This window comes from Carboxylicivirga caseinilyticus, from assembly GCF_050589785.1.
Classification (GTDB): domain Bacteria; phylum Bacteroidota; class Bacteroidia; order Bacteroidales; family Marinilabiliaceae; genus Carboxylicivirga; species Carboxylicivirga caseinilyticus.
The window spans coordinates 108,574-128,738 of record NZ_JBNGOX010000002.1 but is presented as its reverse complement, the minus strand read 5'-3'; the positions used below and the strand labels follow the sequence as shown (position 1 = coordinate 128,738).

Here is a 20,165-nt window from a genome sequence, read left to right as displayed (position 1 = left end):
TGCAACCTACATTTATATAATGATAGTAAAGATGTAATAAGTTAGGATTTGAAAAATCAAGTTTAATTAAATCCATACAATGAAAAAAACATTTTTACTTCTATTAATGGCATTTATAGCTTACTCAAGCTATGGTCAAATAATGGGTACTACTACTTATGACTTTAGAGATGGTAGTATTTTGCCAACAGACGGAACATCATTAGATAATGTGTCATCAAGTGATGGAGCCTTAACTATTGATAAAGGTACAGGTAGTGCTTTTAAGTTTAACGATGGGACGCATGGAGGTCAGTTTAAAGATCAAAATGTATTTAGTATGCAGGTTGCCAATAAGGCAACTATTTCATTTAGTATTTGTGTATATAGTGCCGAAGGTGCAACCCTCGAATTGAAAGATCAGTCCGGAACAACTTTAGCTACAATTTCAGCAAGTTTAAAAAATGTGGCAGGAGCAACTGACGGGGATCTTAGTACTTATGTTTTTAATGGATCGGCTCAGACTATTACCGGAACTTTAACAGCTGGCGGATCAGTTTATATTCATTATTTAACTATCACCAATGAAGATGCTTTACCTGGTTTGAATGGGATGACACAGGTTTGGGATTTTGGTGCTGAGCAACTAAGTACCGATACTTATACAAACGTTTTGGATGTTGATGCTATTAACGCATGGTATGATGGCGTTGCTGCCGGAACTGCAGGGTTAACGCTACCTGATTTTACAGCAGATGTATTATCGTGGGAAGGAAATGAAACATCTGATCGTTTACGTACCAGTAATGTGAATCTAACACGTTACGATTCAAATGTAAGCAGTGATGTTTATACAGGTCGTGTTTATGCTAATGGTACAGTTTCGTTGGATGCCAATGGTCTTCCTATAACCCGTTATTTTACGATTGAACTTGCCGAGGATGATGAAATAACTGTGGTGGCTTTATCTCAAAACGGCACAGGTACTCTTACATTTGTAACTGAAGAGGATGTTACCATTCAAAAAGATCAGCAATCATTAACAAATGCTGCAGCCGAATACAATTTTATTGCAGGACAGGCAGGTGTTTATCGTTTATATGATGAAACAGATAAATTAAGTGTATTTCGTGTGTACCGTAAAAATGCTGATTTTGTAACCATTTCTGGTTCAGTTGATGAAACAAGTGCTGCAAGTATTCCTAATGGTTATGGAATTGTATTTACTAACTCGGTAACAGGTAAAGCATGGACAGCTATTGTTGACGCCCAGTCATATTCTGTTGATTTACCTGCAGGTCACACCTACAACCTTTCGCTATCTGATGCCAATGGTTATATCATTACAAGTGCTCAGTCGATTGACGTTACAAGTGCTGCAACAGTTGATATGGTTGTTGAACAAATTGCTTTAAATACTGTGACTGGTACTATTACTGGTTTGGGAGATAAGATTGCTAATCTTGAATTGGTTTATACCCCAGATCCGGCTCAAAACAAAGTGTATGTGCCTGAAGTGTCTATTGATGTAAACAATGCAACTTATTCAGTTATTCTGGAACCAGCCTGCGAATATACCATTACTGCAAATGGTGTAAATGATTACATTATTGGATCTAGTACTATTACAGTTACCGAAGACGGAACATCAGATATTACTTTCACAGCAAAACCTGTTTATGATATTATCATTACAACAGAAGGATTGTCCAGTGAAGCCGTTTCTGTATTAGGTTTAACATTTACCAATCTGTATGAGGTAGGTTATTCGTATTCATTTGCTGCCGGAGAAACCATTCAGTTACGAGATGGAACCTATCAAATTAGTGCAGATGGAATTGATGATTATGCGGTAAAATTATCACTAACTTCCAATTTAACGGTTGCTGGGGCAGTGGCTGATAAAACACTTTCTTTTGAACAGGTAACAATGTGGGATTTTAATGAGAAAGCTATTGCAAGTGGTGCTACCTCATACTTCGGATTGTTATTTAGTGGAACAGGCACAATTTCTAATCAGGCAGAAAAAAGTCATCTATTAGGAAAAGATGGAGCTGTGATCAGTGTTCCTGTATCACCAGGTAATAAGGTGCTTGTTTCTTATTATTATACAGCTCAGTTTGATATTGAAGGTACAGTATATTCAACCGAAAGCAAAAGTACCAGTATTATTGAAACTGCTGAATATTTATATGAAGGAACTGAAGATGGTTTTGTAACTATCACTATTGGATCGACTGCAACCATCACAACTACTTACCTTACATCTATTGCTGTTGTTGAGGTTGTTGATTATACTGATGTGATAACAGTTGGTGTCGATAAAGATTTTCAAACAATAAACGGAGCTTTGGATTATATCACCAAAATGAATCGCACTGCCGATCAAAAGGTAACAGTGATGATAGATCCGGGTAATTATGAAGAGATGTTGGTGATTAATCAACCTAATATTTCTTTGGAGAACGCTTCAGCTACTCCAAGCATTGCCCTAATGAATAAAGGTGTTGATATTGATGTCAATGCTGTTCGTATCACTTCTTATTATGGTCATGGATACAACTATTATAGTATGGGTTCCGATCAGAAATGGAATGCTGATGTGCTAAGAGTTAATAAAGAGAATGGGTATTTATCTTATGAGAATGCCGGTTCAGGCACAACAAATGGTTCTTACTGGAATGCAACAGTTGTTGTTAATGCCAGTAATTTTACTGCAAAAAATATCATTTTCGAAAATTCTTACAATCAATACATCTCTCTAAAAGAATCTGAAGATGTTGTTGTGGAATGGACAGTTGGAGGAAAAGGTACACGACCAACTCAGGTGGGTAGTACAGATGTTCAGAACAAGTCATTTGTTGAACGGGCAGCTGCTATTGCTATTACATCCGGTGGTGATAAAACTGTAATGGTAGGCTGTAGAGTAATTGGTCGTCAGGATTCATTCTATGGTTCGAAAGATGCCAGAGTAGTTGTTTACAAAGGTGATATGATGGGAGCAACCGATTATATTTTTGGTGGAATGATTGCAGTCTTTTATAAGTCGAATCTGGTTTTAAATACCAGTGATGATAGTAATGATGTGGCTTATATTACAGCTGCACAGCAGACAAGTGGAAGAGGTTATCTGATGTATGAGTGTACTGTTAAATCAGCTGATTTAAGTACAGAAACAGCTTCAGCCAATGAATCTAAACCCGGTTATTTTGGACGTCCATGGGCGCCAACAACCAGTGAAGTTGTTTTCTATAATACTACCATCAATGCTACAACAAATCCATCATTCACTGGTCAGTCGTTAATAGTACCTGTTGGATGGAACAGTACTTTGGGTGGCGAGTCGACTTATATGTATGAGTATGGAACAATTGAAGCGTCAGGAGAAGATAATTCCGGTAGTAGAGCAACCTGGTCAACTGTTTTAACTACGCCTGTTTTATTGGATGATTCTGATATTACTACCTTTAATTTTACCAAAGGAGGTGACGATTGGGATCCTATTCCTGCTTTAATTGCAGACGATCCCTCAACAGGTGTTACTGTTAAAGAAAAAGGCAGTCTTACATTAAAGCAAAATGTTCCAAATCCAGCTTCTGGTAATACAATTATTGCATACCAATTAGAAGAATCTGCCGATGTGGTTCTCACTATCTATAACTCAACAGGGGGAATAGTAAAAGCAATTAAAGATGGATATCAAAGTGCAGGTAATCATGAGTTAAATATATCAGTAGATGGTTTAAGTAGTGGTCTGTATTTCTATTCATTAAAAGCCAGTGGCGAAGTACTAACAAAAAAGATGATAATTAAATAAAAAAAAGGTTGTTGTAATTGCAATAAGGCTGCCTTTCCGGAATGGAAGGTGGCCTTATTTTATATATGAACATCCTGACGAAAGTAATTGATTTATATCACGTAATCGTTTGTAAATTATTTGCTAGTATGTCATTTTTTTAATGTATCATTGGAGTTAATTAAATGTAAAAAAGTTAAAATATCCTTAAAAGCAGCGTAGTTTTATGATTGTATTGGTTTTAAATTGTGGTAGTTCATCAATTAAGTATCAATTGATAGATATGAAAAATATTGATGATCCGGTGGTAATGGCCATTGGAGCTGTTGAGCGCATTGGGCAAAAAAAAGGTTCTTCAACACATAAGCCACTTATAGACGGAGAGTTTAAGAAATATAAATTCACTAATCAAATTCCGGATCATGAAGCAGGTATAACCCTGATTATGGATTCATTGGTTAACCGGGCATATGGAGTAATTGAAGATGTTTTGGATATTCAGGCAATCGGACATCGTGTGGCTCATGGTGGAGAGTATTTTAGTAAAAGTGTATTAATTGATGATGTTGTTAAGCAGAGGATTAATAAACTAAGTGAGTTGGCTCCACTTCATAACCCTGCACATATTGCGGGTATTGATGCCATGCAGAAACTTCTGCCAAAAGTACCACAGGTAGCTGTTTTCGATACTTCTTTTCATCAAAGCATGCCACCAGAGAATTTTCTTTATGCCATTCCTTATGAATATTATACCAAGCATAAATTACGCCGATATGGTTTTCATGGCACCAGTCATAAATATGTGGCAGAGAAAGCGTGTGAGCATTTAGGGCTTGAAATGGATAAAATAAATATTGTGACCTGTCATTTAGGAAACGGAGCCTCTATAGCTGCTATCAAAAATGGTAAATCGTTTGATACTTCAATGGGTTTTACTCCTGTTGAAGGATTAATTATGGGAACCCGCGTAGGTAATCTTGATGTGGGCGCTTTGTTGTTTCTGATGGAAAAAGAAAACCTTGATATGAAAGGAGCCAATGAGCTGTTAAACAGAAAGAGTGGAATGCTGGGTATTTCAGGAATTTCATCAGATATGCGTGATATTGAAGAAGAATCATGGAAAAAGAAGAACCCAAGGGCAACTTTGGCTTTAGACATGTATCATATGAGGGTTAAACGTTATATTGGAGCCTTTGCTGGTGAAATGGGAGGGGTTGATTTATTGATCTTTACCGGCGGAGTTGGCGAGAATGGACCAGAGTCGAGGGAAGAGATCTGCACTGGTTTGGAATTTTTAGGTTTTACTTTTGATAAAAATGCAAACGATGGTGTGAGAGGAATGCTACAGGTATTAAGTACTCCTGAATCTAAATTAAAAGTAATGGTGGTTCCAACCAACGAAGAGCAGGTAATTGCAATTGACACAGTGAAAGTATTAGAGAAAGCTGCTGTAAATTAGTATGAAGATATTGCAGGTACATCCTGTTGTTTAAGCATAATATTTAGCGGATTAGGTTTTCAGCCAGTCCGCTATTTCTTTTTTAAAAAGTCAAGATTCCTCTTTAGTCCTTTGTATTTGGTTCGCTTTACTGCCGATTTTCGAAAGAGTTCGGTAAAGCGATCTTCATCAAGGTTATGCCATTGGTCATTGGTCATTTGCAGTAAATCTGGATGAGGTTGAAATTCATTTTCTGATGTGGGACGTGCTTTCCAGTTCCAGGGACAGGCTTCCTGGCAAATATCACATCCGAAGGCCCAATTCTCAAATTTCCCTTTGAATTCTTCAGGTATTTCTTCGCGATGTTCAATAGTAAGATAGGAGATACACTTGTTTGAATCCAACTGATAGGGACCTATCAATGCTTTAGTAGGGCAGGCATCAATACAGCGGGTACAGCCTCCGCAAGCCTCCTTAATAGGGGTGTCAGGCTCAATCTCCATGTTGATGATCAGTTCACCAATCAGAACGAAACTACCTAGTTTTTTATGAATCAGATTCGTATTCTTTCCAATCCAGCCTAATCCGGAATTTACCGCCCATGCACGATCCAGAACAGGAGCAGAGTCAGTAAACATGCGCCCTTCCAGATCTGGATAAATATCTGATTTGATATAATCGAAAAGCAACTGAAGCTTGTCTTTTATCACAAAGTGATAGTCCTTGCCATATGCATAGCGAGCTAGTTTAGGAGCTTCAGGATCTGATTGTTCTAACTTAGGTTTATAATTAAGCAGGACCGATACAACTGTTGTGGATCCTTCAACCAACAAGGCCGGATTAATCCTTTTTTCAAAATGGTTTTCCATGTAACTCATCCCGGCATGAAAACCATTGTCGAGCCATTCTTTCAAATGAATTTCGTTTTCGGCAAGATGTTCTACGGTAGAAAAACCAATATCAGAAAAACCTAAGCGAAGAGCTTCGTTTATGATAAGTTGTTTAGACGAAAGAGTTTTATGCATTGGTGGTGTAGATTTACCCCAATTTAATACCTTTTTTTTTACTTATGGCAATAATTGTATGTTTCAACTCCTTAACTCGTTCTTCATCATCCAGCTTTCCGAATTCTAATTCATAAGGTTCGCCCTGATTGAATAAAAAGCGGATGTCCATCACTTTTATCTGAACCTCTTTAATATTTGACCATTCAAATGAATTGGCTTTTGCAAATATCGTTGGTTTTACAGCAACGGTGTTTGAGTTAACACTGATGTATGCCTTTCCCCAAACTGTTAATGGATTAATGCCTAATCCCATCAATAAGTAGTAAAGACCGCCTAAAGTGAAAATAAGAAGGTGTGTTAAGGTAAAAAACTCAACCTGCTTAATGAGAAAATAAGCGACCGAGCCTAGCAATAAAACTCCCATGACAATACGGAACATATTGCGGGGATAGCGACGTATTAAATCAAAATGTATTTCGTTCATTTTTAAAGTAAACCAAGTTCAAGAAGAGCCTCTTCCGAAAGCATGTCTTTGGTCCAGGGTGGATCAAAAGTAAGGTTCAGATCTACATGTGAGATACCTTCAATAGCCGATACCTTATCATGCACTTCTTCCGGCATTGATTCAGCTACCGGACAGTTGGGTGAAGTCAATGTCATAACGATTCGGGCTTTGCCTTCTTCGTCAACATCAATCTCGTAAATCAAACCTAAATCGTAAATGTTTACAGGTATTTCAGGATCGAAGACGTTTTTTAATACTTCGATTATTTGGCTTTCTAATTGTAAAAATTCAGTTCCCATGTCTATCCTTTCTCATTAAACAGTCGTAAAGCTTATTGGTTTAGGCTTGTTTAGCTTTAAAAGCCAATGCATATAAACGTATTTGTTTAATCATAGCAACCAAACCATTTGAGCGGGTAGGTGAAAGATGCTCTTTCAAACCTATTTTTTCAACAAAAGTCAATTCGCTTTCCAGAATTTCATCCGGAGTACGACCACTCATTACTTTTACAAGTAAAGCAACGATGCCTTTTACAATAATCGCATCGCTGTCTGCAGTATAAAATATCTTTCCGTCTGTTAGTTCGGCATGTAACCACACTTTAGACTGGCATCCTTCAATCAGGTTGTTATCCAAACGGTTCTCTTCCTGAAAACCGTCAAGGTCGTTACCGATTTCAATCAGATACGAATATTTATCCATCCAGTCATCAAATACTGAAAACTCTTCAACAATCTCTTCCTGTATCTCGTTAATGGTCATTGTCTTACTTTTTGTGTGGATCTGTTTGCTCAACAGAGCAATTTCTTAACATCTGGCAAAGTTGGTATTTTTCAACGAATCAACCAAAAAGTTGACTCACCTTGATGACGCCTTCAATTAATCGGTCTATTTCCTCTTTGGTATTGTAAACGGCAAAAGATGCGCGAACTGTACCCGGGATATTATACCGTTGCATCAGTGGCTGCGCACAATGATGACCGGTTCTTACTGCAATGCCCATTTTATCAAGCAAGGTACCCATATCAAAAGGATGAATATTACCAACCATAAAGGAAATTACACTTGCTTTTTCTTTAGCTGTTCCAAAAAATCTCATATTAGGAATAGCAGCTAACTTCTCCAGAGCATAATCATGTAGTTCATGTTCATAGGCAGCAATATTTTCCAAACCAATCTCATTCACATAGTCAATGGCAGCTGCTAATCCTACTGCACCACTGTAATCAGGTGTGCCGGCTTCAAACTTAAATGGTAATTCGTTAAAGGTTGTTCCTTCAAACGAAACGGTTTGAATCATTTCACCACCTCCCTGATAGGGTTCCATTTGGTTCAGCCATTTTTCTTTACCATACAAAGCACCAATTCCAGTTGGACCATAAATTTTATGACCGCTGAAAACATAGAAATCGCAATCCAAAGCCTGAACATCCACTTTTACATGTTGCACAGCCTGGGCTCCGTCAATCATAACCGGAATATTACGTGCATGGGCTTTGTCAATGATGGTTTTGATCGGATTGATGGTGCCTAAGGCATTGGAAATATGAGCAACCGATATTAGTTTGGTTTTATCACTCATCAACTCTTCCAGAGCGTCAAGCATTAATTCTCCGGCGTCATTGATAGGAATCACTTTAAGAACTATTCCTTTACGTTTTTCCAGTAATTGCCAAGGAACAATATTACTGTGATGCTCCAGTTGAGAAACAATAATTTCATCCCCTTTATTTAAAAAGGTTTCACCAAACGAGGATGCAATCAGATTAATTGCCTCTGTTGTTCCGCGGGTAAATATTACTTCGTGAGCATTGGGGGCATTCAAAAAATGTTGCACTTTAATACGGGCATCTTCAAAGGCCTGAGTACATACATTACTTAAATGATGCACTCCTCGGTGAATGTTGCTATTGTATTTTGTATAGACTTCATCAATGGCATTAATAACCTGAAGCGGTTTGTGTGCTGTTGCAGCATTATCAAAGTATGCCAACGGTTTTCCATAAACGGTTTGATCCAGAATAGGGAAGTCTTTTCGTATTTTTTGAATGTCTATGCTCATTTTTGTCTGTTAAAAAAGAAAACGGGGAAAGTAAAGTCTGGTATTTACTTTTGCCCCGCTATATTATAAATGAGTTGCTACAAACAGCTGGCATTGGAGCCTGGCTGTCCGCAAACTACGCAAGAATCGCATTTGTCAAATTCGCCTCTGAAACGTTTTTCAACCAACCCTCTGATTTGTTCTTTTAAAGGTTCAACCCGAATTTTCTCAATAACCTCGTAAGCAAATGCAAACATTAATAAGATGCGACCTTCTTCCTTGTTAATACCACGTGCACGAAGGTAAAACATAGCTTCGTCATCCAACTGTCCAACAGTAGCACCGTGACTACATTTAACGTCATCGGCATAAATCTCCAATTGAGGCTTACTGTTAATTTTTGCATTGTCGGTTAACAACAGATTGTTGTTGCTTTGATACGCATTGGTTCTTTGAGCATCCTGAGCAACATAAACTCTTCCTGAGAATGCACCCGTAGCCGAATCATCCATCACACCTTTAAATAGCTCGAAGCTCTGGCAATCAGGCTTGGCATGATTGATAAAGGTTGAATTATCGACGTGCTGGTTTTTATCACTCAGGTACAATCCGTAAACATGACTTTCGCAATGGTCATCGTCCATGGTAACATTAACGTTGTTACGGGCAATGCCTGCATGAAGCGTCAGATTATTGGTTAATATGTTGGAATTTTTCTTTTGATGTACATAAATACCCTGAACCTGTGTGGTAAGGTTGTGTTGGTTTTGCACGTTGTAAACATCAAAAACACTGTTTTCTTTTGCAAAAACTTCAGTAACGGTATTGATCACAAATCTTTGTGACGACATGGTGTGATCGCAAAGCATTACCTTTAATTGAGCATTTTCGTCAACTACAATCAGGTTGCGTTGAAATGCCAATCGATCTTCATCACCGGTCATTATATTAACCAACTGAATTGGTTTATCAAGCACAACTCCTTTTGGTACATAAATAAAGGCACCGTCCTGAGCAAAAGCAGTATTCATTGCAACCAGGCTGTCCTCTTTCATCGGAGCTGTTTCTCCATAATATTTTTCAAAAACGTCGGGTGCTTTTTGTTCGGCTTCCTGCATACTGCAAACAATAACACCATCCGGAAGATTCAGGTCACTGTCTTTAGCCGAAAACCATCCGTTTACTAAAAATACATTGTATGTATTCAGCTGGGGTACTTCGCAATGAAAATGCTGTGTAATATCGTTATGAGCAGCATCATTGGTGAATGCTACATTCAAACTTCCTTTGAAATAGGGTTGAAGATTAGTGTATTTATAGGCCTCAACTTTATTGGAAGGAATACCTTTTTCTTCAAAGATTTTTAAAGCATCATCACGCAAAGAGTTCATTTTTTTTGGTGCACCACTTTGCAACAATGACTTTTGATCGTTGAAGAGTTTTATATATTCTTCTTGCAGATTTACTATTCGGCAAGCTACATTCATATTAAAATAATTTAGTAGTGAGTATCAAGTACAAAGTATCAAGATTATAAACTTTAAAAGGTTCCAGTTCAAACTACCTTTTGCTCTGTACTCCTTACTAATTAATCTTCAAATTCTTTCTTAATCCAGTCGTAACCTTTTTCTTCCAGTTCCAGCGCTAGCTCTTTACCGGCTGACTTTACGATGCGACCTTTATACAATACATGCACATAGTCGGGTACGATGTAATCTAATAAACGCTGATAGTGTGTAATGACGATAGTGGATCTTTCTGGTGATTTTAACTTATTAACTCCATTGGCCACAACACGCAAAGCATCAATATCCAAACCTGAGTCAGTCTCATCCAGGATTGCCAATTTAGGTTCAAGCATTGCCATCTGGAAAATTTCATTCTTTTTCTTTTCACCACCGGAGAAACCTTCGTTCACTGAACGGTTGGTAAGGTTTGAATCAATTTCAACCAATTTCTTTTTGTCACGCATTAGCTTCAAAAACTCGCTGGCTGAAATCGGATCTTCGCCTCTGTATTTTCTGTGCTCGTTAACAGCAGTACGCATAAAGTTAACCATACTAACCCCAGGTATCTCAATTGGATACTGGAAACTTAAGAATAAACCTTCACGAGCTCTGTCTTCAGGAGATAACTCCAGTAATTCTTTATCATTGAATGAAACACTTCCTTCACTAACTTCAAATTTCTCGTTACCTGCCAATACTGATGATAGGGTACTTTTCCCGGCACCGTTAGGTCCCATAATGGCATGAACTTCACCTGGCTTAACTTCCAGATTAATACCTCTCAGTATTTCTTTATCTTCTATCTTGGCGTGTAAATCTTTTATGACTAACATATGTTGAAACTGTATAAGTTGCTATTTTGATTAATTATTTTGGGTTATCCTACACTTCCTTCCAGGCTTATCTGAAGAAGTTTTTGTGCCTCAACGGCAAACTCCATTGGTAACTGGTTGATTACTTCCTTAACGTAACCATTAACTATCAGCCCAACAGCATCTTCGGTGCTTAATCCTCTTTGGTTGCAATAAAATATCTGGTCTTCACCAATTTTTGATGTGGTGGCTTCGTGTTCCACTTTGGCTGAGTTATTTGCGATTTCCAGGTAAGGGAAGGTATGTGCGCCACACCTGTCACCTAATAACAATGAATCACACTGACTGAAGTTTCTTGCGTTATCTGCTCTTTTTGAAACTTTTACCAAGCCACGATATGAGTTTTGACTTTTACCTGCCGAAACACCTTTAGATACAATCAGACTTCGGGTGTTTTTACCAAGGTGAATCATTTTGGTTCCGGTATCGGCTTGCTGATAATTATTGGTAACAGCAACTGAATAAAACTCACCAACAGAATGGTCTCCCTGTAAGATACAGCTTGGATACTTCCATGTAATGGCCGATCCTGTTTCAACCTGAGTCCATGAAACTTTTGAGTAATCGCCTTTGCAAATGGCTCTTTTGGTAACAAAGTTATAAATACCTCCTTTACCTTCTTTATCGCCGGGATACCAGTTTTGTACTGTTGAATATTTTACTTCAGCACGCTCATTGGCTACAATCTCCACAATGGCAGCATGAAGCTGATTTTCATCTCGCTGAGGTGCTGTACATCCTTCCAGATAACTTACATAGCTGTCATCATCAGCAACAATCAGGGTTCTCTCAAATTGCCCGGTATTCATTGCATTGATTCGGAAGTAAGTTGATAACTCCATCGGGCAGCGAACTCCTTTAGGAATATATACAAATGAACCATCGGTAAAAACCGCTGAATTCAAGGCTGCAAAAAAGTTGTCTGAATCGGTAACCACTGTTCCCAGATATTTCTTTACCAAGTCGGGAAACTCATGCACGGCTTCGCTGATGGAGCAGAAGATAATACCTTTTTCTGCTAAAGTTTCTTTAAAAGTGGTTTTAACAGAAACACTGTCTATTACAGCATCAACAGCTACGCCTGATAATATTTTTTGTTCATCAAGAGGAATACCCAGTTTATCGAAAGTTGCTCTTAATTCCGGATCTACATCATCCATGCTTTCCAATTGTGGTTTTTTCTTTGGAGCAGCATAATAGATGATGTCCTGAAAATCAATCTCAGGAATATTGAGATGAGCCCAATCCGGCATTTCCATTTTTTGCCATTTCTCAAAAGCTTTTAAACGGAATTCCAGCATGTATTCGGGTTCATTCTTTTTCGCCGAAATCATTCGGATCACATCTTCTGTTAATCCTTTCGGAATGGTATCCATTTCAATATCGGTGTAGAAACCGTATTTGTATTCGCCTCCTGTAACTTCGTCTAATATTTTGTTCTGATCTTCAGCCATAAATTCTTTTACAATTATTCGTCAGTCTAACAATGGATACTTGTATTAGTTCATCGTTAGCTCTCTTATCGGAAACAAGGATATAGGTGATTGAGTTCGTAAAAATATTAAATTATTAAGATTAAATAAAAGGATTGAGTGACAGATTCCCACCTTAATCAAAATTTGACAATTCGGTAGGATGCTACATTTTTGTAAATTGGGTCTGTGATGCTTAACCAAACGACAATCCCGAAGCTCCACCCGGAATTATAAACCCTCCGGGGCGTTTGTCAATTACTTTTTTGTACATCCCTTTTGCCATGTTGGTGGCTCGCATTTTTGCGTATTCAGCCTTTTCGCCTTCAAAATGTTCATCAATGGTTTCTTTCCAAATTGCTACCCACCTGTCGAAATGATTAGTGGTAATACTATGCTTAAAGGCTTTGTCAACACCTTGATGAGCTAATCCGGGGTTGCCATTGAATCCTCTTACATCCAGAAGATTGAGCTCCCAGAAAGATGTTAATAACAACAAGTGTTCTTCCCATTCCACTTCGCTGGTGATGGTTTGGTTAAAGAATGGACCCAGTAAGTCATCTTTACGAACTTTTTTATAAAAAGCTCTGACTTGTTTTTCAATGTTATCTCTGTTATTTAAGTCTGGCTTATTCATCATACTATGTTTTTATCGGAGAAACAGTCAATATTGTTTTTTGTTTTCTTTTGTCGAAGGCAGTTCGTTGTAAAGCTTTAATTGATCATGAAATTGGGATGTATGAAGTAAGTTATTATATCTGATAGTTCGAATAAGAATCTGGGATAAACTTCAAATAAGTTGTTCGAAGTAGTTATGCTTGAGGCTGGTTGAAAAACTTAATCGGATTTTCCTGTTAATGTAACGATATGAAAAAGAATAAAATTCATAAATTCGTTTAACTAATCATTGATCAAAGCTAATGAATACCCAACTGGACGAACCGTACCCTTTTGATGAATTACAAAGCAAAATCAAAGGCGATCTACTTTTTGATAATACTTCCCTTCAGGTTTATTCCACTGATGCATCAGCCTATTTTGAGCAGCCATTAGGTGTTGTGCGTCCTCGTGATGTAAATGATGTTTCAACAATTGTGAAGTTTGCAGCTCAGAATAATATTCCAATTGTTCCGCGTACAGCTGGTACTTCACTGGCTGGCCAGGTGGTTGGTGCCGGTTTGATTGTTGATGTTGGTCGTTATATGAATAAGATCCTGGAGGTTAATAAAGAGGAGAAATGGGTAAGGGTAGAGCCTGGTGTTGTTTTGGATGAATTAAATCAATATCTCAAGCAGTACGATTTATTTTTTGGACCTGAAACTTCTACTTCGAGCCGTTGTATGATGGGAGGTATGGTGGGCAATAATTCATGTGGTGCTCATTCATTGATATATGGTAGTACTCGCGATCATACCCTGGAATTGAAAGGTTTTTTATCGAATGGTGATTCGGTTCATTTTAAATCATTACAGAAATGGGAATTCGACAGTAAGTGTCGTCAGGAGAATTTCGAAGGAGATATTTACAGAGGGTTAAGAGATATTCTTTCTAATAAGGAAAACCGTAAATCGATAAAAAAGGAATTTCCGCATCCGGAGATACATCGGAGAAATACCGGGTATGCATTGGATATGTTATTGGATACACTACCTTTTAATGAAGATGGAGAGCAATTCAATTTGTGTAAGCTGATGGCTGGTTCAGAAGGAACCTTGATGTTTACAACAGAAATTAAACTCAATCTGGTATCGGTACCACCCAAAGAGAAGGGATTAGTTTGTGTACACCTAAATTCAATAGAAGATGCGTTAAAGGCTAATCTGATTGCACTCAAATATAATCCTGGCGCTGTTGAGCTAATGGATAAAACCATAATGGATCTTACAAAGGATAATCCATTACAGAACAAGAACCGTTTTTTTGTTGAGGGAGATCCGGCAGCATTGTTGTTGGTTGAGTTTGCCCGTGATACTAAGGAGGAGATTGATCAGTTGGCAAGTCAAATGATAACGACTATGCAAGAACAAGGATATGGGTATGCTTATCCTGTTCTTCACGGCAGCGAAATTGGAAAGGTATGGGCTCTTCGAAAGGCTGGATTAGGGGTGTTGTCAAATATGCCGGGCGATGATTTGCCGGTTCCTGTTATAGAAGATACTGCGGTAAGACCTGTTGATTTACCGGATTACATAGCTGATGTTAATAACGTACTTGGGAGCTATGGAAAAGATTGTGTTTATTATGCTCATATCGGAACCGGAGAGTTGCATTTACGTCCGGTCTTAAATATGAAACGTCCTGAAGATGTGCAGCTATTTCACGACATTGCTGAGGATGTTGCTCATTTGGTAAAGAAATACCGTGGTTCGCTAAGCGGGGAGCATGGTGATGGTCGTTTGCGTGGTGAATTTATTCCTTTAATGGTGGGTGAGCAGAACTATCAGTTATTTAAGGAAGTCAAGGAGATATTTGATCCTGAAAATTTATTTAATCCGGGAAAGATTACCGATACGCCTCAGATGAATACATCGCTGCGTTACAGGCAGGTAAAGAAAGATGTTATTTCAAAGCCATTGTTTGATTGGTCAAAGACTCTAGGGATGGTGCGTGCTGCAGAACGTTGTAATGGTTCGGCCGACTGCAGAAAAAGTCATTTGATTGGAGGGACTATGTGTCCGAGTTATATGGGTTCGCGAGATGAGCGGCAGACGACCCGGGCGCGTGCGAATATGCTTCGTGAACTATTTACAGGTGGCTTGCCTGATGATAAAATGGGTTTTGATGAAGTGAAAGCGGTATTGGATCTTTGCCTTTCATGTAAAGCATGTAAATCAGAATGCCCGAGCAGTGTAGATATGACCAAACTGAAAGCAGAGTTTCTGCATGAGTATCATCAAAGATATGGTACGCCTTTGCGAAACAAACTTATTGGTCGTTTGCCAAAGTTGAACCAGCTTTTTATGATTTGGCCATACCTATATAATAAAGGAGTAGGATTGAAAATTACAGGAAGCATTACAGAATCATTGTTTTCATTTTCTTCAAAACGAAGTTTGCCAAAACTTCATTCTTTTACCTTAAGAAAATGGGCTAAGAATCATGCAATCAAAGAGACTAATCGGAATGTGATGTTGTTTGCCGATGAGTTTACCAATTATAATGACACGCCAATTGGAATTAAAACGATTCTGTTATTGGAAAAATTGGGTTATAGTGTATCAGTTCCATATCATGCAGAGAGTGGTCGTACCTTTTTGTCAAAAGGATTGGTGGGTGATGCAAAAGTGTTGGCTGTCAAAAATGTGCTGGCTCTTTCGGATGTAGTCGATGAAAAAAATCCTTTAGTTGGGGTAGAACCATCTGCAATTCTAACCATCAGAGATGAATACCCGGAATTGGTGCCCACCTATTTAAAGGAAAAAGCCCTGCAGCTTGCCAGATACACCTTTACTTTTGAGGAATTTATGGCCAAAGAGTTGGATGAAGGAAAGATTGATCAATCACTTTTTGTAGAAGATGAAAAGAATATTCGTTTTCATGCTCATTGTTACCAAAAAGCATTGTCAGATACTTCTTATACTAAAAAGGTTCTTGAAATTCCAATTAATTATAGGGCTGATGAAATTCCTTCTGGTTGTTGTGGTATGGCGGGTTCATTTGGTTACGAAAAAGAACACTACGATTTATCAATGAAGATAGGTGAGTTGGTGCTGTTTCCGGATGTTAGAGAGAACAAAGAGCGCTCGCTTATAGTTGCGGCAGGTACTTCATGTCGACATCAGATAAAAGATGGCACAGATGTAGCTGCTATTCATCCTGTAGAAGTATTGTTTGAAGCCTTAAAATAGGAGCTTCCAAATTTATTTTTAGATGAAAAAAAGGTTGATCCTTCACTACATTTTATTAATGGTTGAAGAGATTAAATGTGGATCATTTTTTAAGTTTACTTACAATTTCGAAGTTTGAAGTGGTTCTTTAAATGGTGATATTTATCATAGAGTGATAAAAATCATATTTAAGGCAATAACAAAAAATTGATATTCAGCGTAATATGTCAAAAGTTGATTTTTATTCTTTTCCTTACAATTTATAAGGATGTTGTTTTAAAATATCTATTTTTGGTTACATAAAAAGATCCAAATAAAAACTATTCGATATGGATACTAAGATGAAGGAATTCATGGATAGCGTTAGGGTTAAGAACCCGGGCGAAGACGAATTTTTGCAAGCTGTGCAGGAAGTAGTAGAAACAGTATGGGATTTTTATCAGGAAAATCCACATTATATTAAAGCTAAGATCTTGGAGCGCATGACTGAGCCTGAAAGGGTAATCATGTTTCGTGTTCCATGGGTTGACGATAGCGGTGAGGTTCAGGTAAACCGAGGTTATCGTGTTGAGTTCAATTCGGCAATTGGTCCATATAAAGGTGGATTGCGTTTTCACCCGAGTGTTACTTTGAGCGGACTGAAATTCTTAGGTTTTGAACAAACATTTAAGAATAGTTTAACCACATTGCCTATGGGTGGTGGTAAAGGAGGATCAGATTTCAATCCCAAAGGCAAGTCGGATCTAGAAATAATGCGCTTTTGTCAGGCTTTTATGAGCGAATTGTATCGTCATATCGGACCTAATACCGATGTGCCTGCCGGTGATATTGGTGTGGGTGGTCGAGAAATCGGTTATCTGTTTGGACAATATAAGAAGCTGCGCAACGAATTTACGGGAGTTTTAACGGGTAAAGGAGCCGAGTTTGGAGGAAGTTTAATTCGTCCCGAAGCAACTGGTTTTGGCGCCATTTATTTTGTCCGTGAGATGTTGGCTGTCAGAGGCGAAAAGCTGGAAGGCAAGACGGTGGCTATTTCCGGATTTGGGAATGTTGCTTGGGGAGCTGCGATTAAAGCTGTTGAATACGGTGCCAAGGTGGTGACTATTTCAGGACCGGATGGTTATATATACGATCCTGAAGGAGTATCTGATGATAAGATTGAATATATGTTGGAGCTTCGTGCATCTAATATGGATGTGGTAGCACCATATGCTGAACGTTATCCTGAGGCTAAGTTTTTTGCTGGCAAAAAACCATGGGAGCAAAAAGTGGATATTGCCATTCCTTGTGCAATTCAAAATGAATTGAATGAGAAGGATGCACGGATGTTAATTGATAATGGTTGCCAGATGATTGCAGAAGCATCTAACATGGGATGTACCACTGAAGCAGCTTATTTAGCAACCGACAAGATTGTTTTTGCGCCGGGCAAGGCAGTGAATGCAGGAGGTGTTGCTGTTTCTGGTTTAGAAATGACACAGAACAGTATGCGTTTGGGTTGGTCTGAGAAAGAAGTGGATGAACGTCTCGATCAGATTATGACCAATATTCATAATACGTGTGTGCGCTTTGGAACCGAACCAAGTGGTAAGGTTAACTACATTAAAGGAGCAAATATTGGAGGCTTTGTAAAAGTAGCTGACGCTATGATTGCTCAGGGTATAGTATAATTCTTTTATGAAATATTGATGAAGCCGCTTATGATTCAATAAGCGGCTTTGTTTTAATATGAAATAATCAAAAGCTCAATAATTAATTTAAAAATGAGATTTACCCCTGTAAATAAAGGGGTGATTGATAAAATGAGTTAATTTTGCATTGAGAATATATTAAAGTAGAATATTTTGATTGATACGCATTCGCATATTTACTCCGAAGAATTTGATCAGGACAGATTAGAAATAATTAAAGCGGCTCGTGAAGTCGGTGTAAAAAAAATATTATTGCCCAATGTTGATGCTTCATCCATAGAAAGAATGCATCAGACAGAAAGTGAATTTTCAGAAATGTGCACTGCAATGATGGGGGTGCATCCAACTTCTATCAAAGAGGATTATAAAAAAGAACTGGAGATAGTTAAAAACTGGCTTGATCAGCGTTCATATATTGCTGTCGGAGAAATTGGTATTGATTTATATTGGGATAAAACCTTTGTAAAAGAACAAATGGAGGCATTTGAGCAGCAAATTATTTGGGCAAAAGAGCTCGACTTACCAATTGTCATTCATTGTCGTGATGCATTTTCGGAAGTGTTTGAAGTGGTAGAAAGACAGCTGGATGAAAAGCTGAAAGGAGTTTTTCATAGTTTCACAGGTGATATTAATGATGCTAAACGCATTGTTGAATATGGTTCTTTTATGATGGGAATTAACGGAGTGGTTACTTTTAAAAACACTCATTTGCGGGATGTGTTAAAAGAAGTGCCTTTAAATAAACTGGTTTTGGAAACCGATGCACCTTATCTGGCACCTGTTCCGTATCGGGGTAAAAGAAATCAACCAGCCTATATCGAAAAAGTCGCCCATACATTAAGTCAGGTGTATGATATGCCTTTAGACCTTATTATCGCCCATACGAGCGATAATGCATCACACATATTTAATATATAGTGTTTTAAATTATGGAAGAAAGACAAGTTCTTATAATATATACAGGAGGTACCATAGGTATGGTAATAGACCCGGAGACCAACACCCTGGTTCCATTCGATTTTGAAAAGGTTTCAAAGCAAGTTCCTGAATTAAAGAAGTTTGACTTTAATGTAAAGAGTTATTCGTTCGATCCTTTGGTGGATTCTTCAGATATGAACCCTGATATATGGGTTAAGATAGTAGAGATTATCGAAGAAAACTATGCTCTTTATGATGGGTTTGTTATTCTGCATGGCACTGATACGATGGCATATACTGCAAGTGCATTGAGTTTTATGCTAACAAATTTAAAGAAGCCTGTTATCTTAACGGGTAGTCAACTTCCTTTAGGCACAATCAGAACTGATGGAAAAGAAAATCTTATCACAGCCCTCGAGATTGCTGCAGCTCAAAAAAATCGTCAGGCCCTGGTGCCTGAGGTATGTATATATTTTAATGAAAAATTGTTCAGAGGTAACCGTACCACAAAGTATAATGCAGAGCATTTCAGGGCATTCCGATCTGATAACTATCCACCTTTGGCCGAAGCAGGGATTCATATAAAATACAACTACCCTTATATTAGGTATAAAACCATGAGTGGCGCTTTTAAAGTTTCAAAAAAGATGGATACCAATGTGGCTCTTCTGCGAATGTTTCCAGGCATTAATAAAGAGGTTGTTAGGGCTGTGCTGTCTGTTAATGGATTAAAGGCTGTGGTACTTGAAACTTATGGTTCGGGTAATGCACCTACACAAAAATGGTTTTTAAAAGAAATAGAAGATGCACTGGCCAGAGGATTAATAATTGTTAATGTTACACAATGTCTTGCAGGGAGCGTGGAGATGTGGCGTTACGAAACAGGAGTTCATCTTCTGGAAATGGGTGTTATCAGTGGGCATGATATGACAACAGAATCGGCAATTACGAAATTGATGTATCTCTTAGCCAATACGAATTCCAAGGAGGAGATTAAAAACAATCTTAATAAGTCGCTTCATGGCGAAATATATATATAGAAAGTTTGTAATTGGCATTTTTTTTGTATTTTGCATGCCTGAAAAATTAAAGGATTTTTATCTACTGACGG

Annotated in this window: 15 protein-coding genes; 6 read left to right on the top strand and 9 right to left on the bottom strand. The window is 38.0% G+C overall.

Translation table 11 applies throughout. The features are described from left to right. Nucleotides 1-79: 79 nt before the first annotated feature. Nucleotides 80-3,796: a pectinesterase family protein gene (locus tag ACRD62_RS01685; protein WP_430818384.1), complete on the top strand. Its 3,717-nt coding sequence runs from the start codon at nucleotides 80-82 to the stop codon at nucleotides 3,794-3,796. Nucleotides 3,797-4,001: 205 nt separating this feature from the next. Then, a complete protein-coding gene (locus ACRD62_RS01680; protein WP_430818383.1) occupies nucleotides 4,002-5,234 on the top strand; it encodes an acetate/propionate family kinase in 1,233 nt (410 codons plus the stop codon). A 71-nt stretch (nucleotides 5,235-5,305) separates the two neighbouring features. On the opposite strand, the gene queG is transcribed toward ACRD62_RS01680, so the two are convergent. The 9 genes from queG to ACRD62_RS01635 all read right to left on the bottom strand — a co-directional run bounded on the left by queG (nucleotide 5,306) and on the right by ACRD62_RS01635 (nucleotide 13,258). Beyond that, nucleotides 5,306-6,238 (bottom strand): tRNA epoxyqueuosine(34) reductase QueG, encoded by a 933-nt coding sequence (queG, locus tag ACRD62_RS01675; protein WP_430818382.1) that lies wholly within the window; start codon nucleotides 6,236-6,238, stop codon nucleotides 5,306-5,308. 13 nt (nucleotides 6,239-6,251) lie between these two features. Next, a complete protein-coding gene (locus ACRD62_RS01670) occupies nucleotides 6,252-6,704 on the bottom strand; it encodes a hypothetical protein (RefSeq protein WP_430818381.1) in 453 nt (150 codons plus the stop codon). A 2-nt stretch (nucleotides 6,705-6,706) separates the two neighbouring features. Further along, nucleotides 6,707-7,024 carry an SUF system Fe-S cluster assembly protein gene (locus ACRD62_RS01665; protein WP_430818380.1) on the bottom strand — a complete coding sequence of 106 codons (318 nt, stop codon included), beginning with the start codon at nucleotides 7,022-7,024 and terminating at the stop codon, nucleotides 6,707-6,709. Between the two features lie 40 nt (nucleotides 7,025-7,064). Beyond that, nucleotides 7,065-7,487, bottom strand: a complete 423-nt coding sequence (locus ACRD62_RS01660) for a SufE family protein (RefSeq protein WP_321405648.1) — start codon at nucleotides 7,485-7,487, stop codon at nucleotides 7,065-7,067. Nucleotides 7,488-7,566: 79 nt separating this feature from the next. Beyond that, nucleotides 7,567-8,787: an aminotransferase class V-fold PLP-dependent enzyme gene (locus tag ACRD62_RS01655; RefSeq protein WP_430818379.1), complete on the bottom strand. Its 1,221-nt coding sequence runs from the start codon at nucleotides 8,785-8,787 to the stop codon at nucleotides 7,567-7,569. A gap of 77 nt (nucleotides 8,788-8,864) precedes the next feature. Continuing rightward, a complete protein-coding gene (sufD, locus tag ACRD62_RS01650; RefSeq protein ID WP_430818378.1) occupies nucleotides 8,865-10,253 on the bottom strand; it encodes a Fe-S cluster assembly protein SufD in 1,389 nt (462 codons plus the stop codon). Between the two features lie 101 nt (nucleotides 10,254-10,354). Beyond that, entirely contained in the window at nucleotides 10,355-11,107 is a 753-nt protein-coding gene (gene sufC / locus ACRD62_RS01645) for a Fe-S cluster assembly ATPase SufC (RefSeq protein ID WP_430818377.1), read from the bottom strand. Nucleotides 11,108-11,151: 44 nt separating this feature from the next. Continuing rightward, entirely contained in the window at nucleotides 11,152-12,600 is a 1,449-nt protein-coding gene (gene sufB / locus ACRD62_RS01640; RefSeq protein WP_430818376.1) for a Fe-S cluster assembly protein SufB, read from the bottom strand. A gap of 214 nt (nucleotides 12,601-12,814) precedes the next feature. Next, nucleotides 12,815-13,258, bottom strand: a complete 444-nt coding sequence (locus ACRD62_RS01635) for a group III truncated hemoglobin (protein ID WP_430818375.1) — start codon at nucleotides 13,256-13,258, stop codon at nucleotides 12,815-12,817. Nucleotides 13,259-13,538: 280 nt separating this feature from the next. Here ACRD62_RS01635 and ACRD62_RS01630 point away from each other — a divergent pair, with 280 nt between their 5' ends. From ACRD62_RS01630 to ACRD62_RS01615, 4 genes are all read left to right on the top strand, one after another. Continuing rightward, nucleotides 13,539-16,466, top strand: a complete 2,928-nt coding sequence (locus ACRD62_RS01630) for an FAD-binding and (Fe-S)-binding domain-containing protein (protein WP_430818374.1) — start codon at nucleotides 13,539-13,541, stop codon at nucleotides 16,464-16,466. A 308-nt stretch (nucleotides 16,467-16,774) separates the two neighbouring features. Beyond that, nucleotides 16,775-18,115, top strand: a complete 1,341-nt coding sequence (gdhA, locus tag ACRD62_RS01625) for an NADP-specific glutamate dehydrogenase (RefSeq protein WP_430818373.1) — start codon at nucleotides 16,775-16,777, stop codon at nucleotides 18,113-18,115. Between the two features lie 174 nt (nucleotides 18,116-18,289). Further along, the gene (locus ACRD62_RS01620; RefSeq protein WP_430818372.1) at nucleotides 18,290-19,054 is read left to right on the top strand and encodes a TatD family hydrolase; all 765 of its coding nucleotides are present in this window, start codon (nucleotides 18,290-18,292) and stop codon (nucleotides 19,052-19,054) included. Nucleotides 19,055-19,065: 11 nt separating this feature from the next. Then, nucleotides 19,066-20,094 (top strand): asparaginase, encoded by a 1,029-nt coding sequence (locus ACRD62_RS01615; protein WP_430818371.1) that lies wholly within the window; start codon nucleotides 19,066-19,068, stop codon nucleotides 20,092-20,094. Nucleotides 20,095-20,165: the final 71 nt, after the last annotated feature.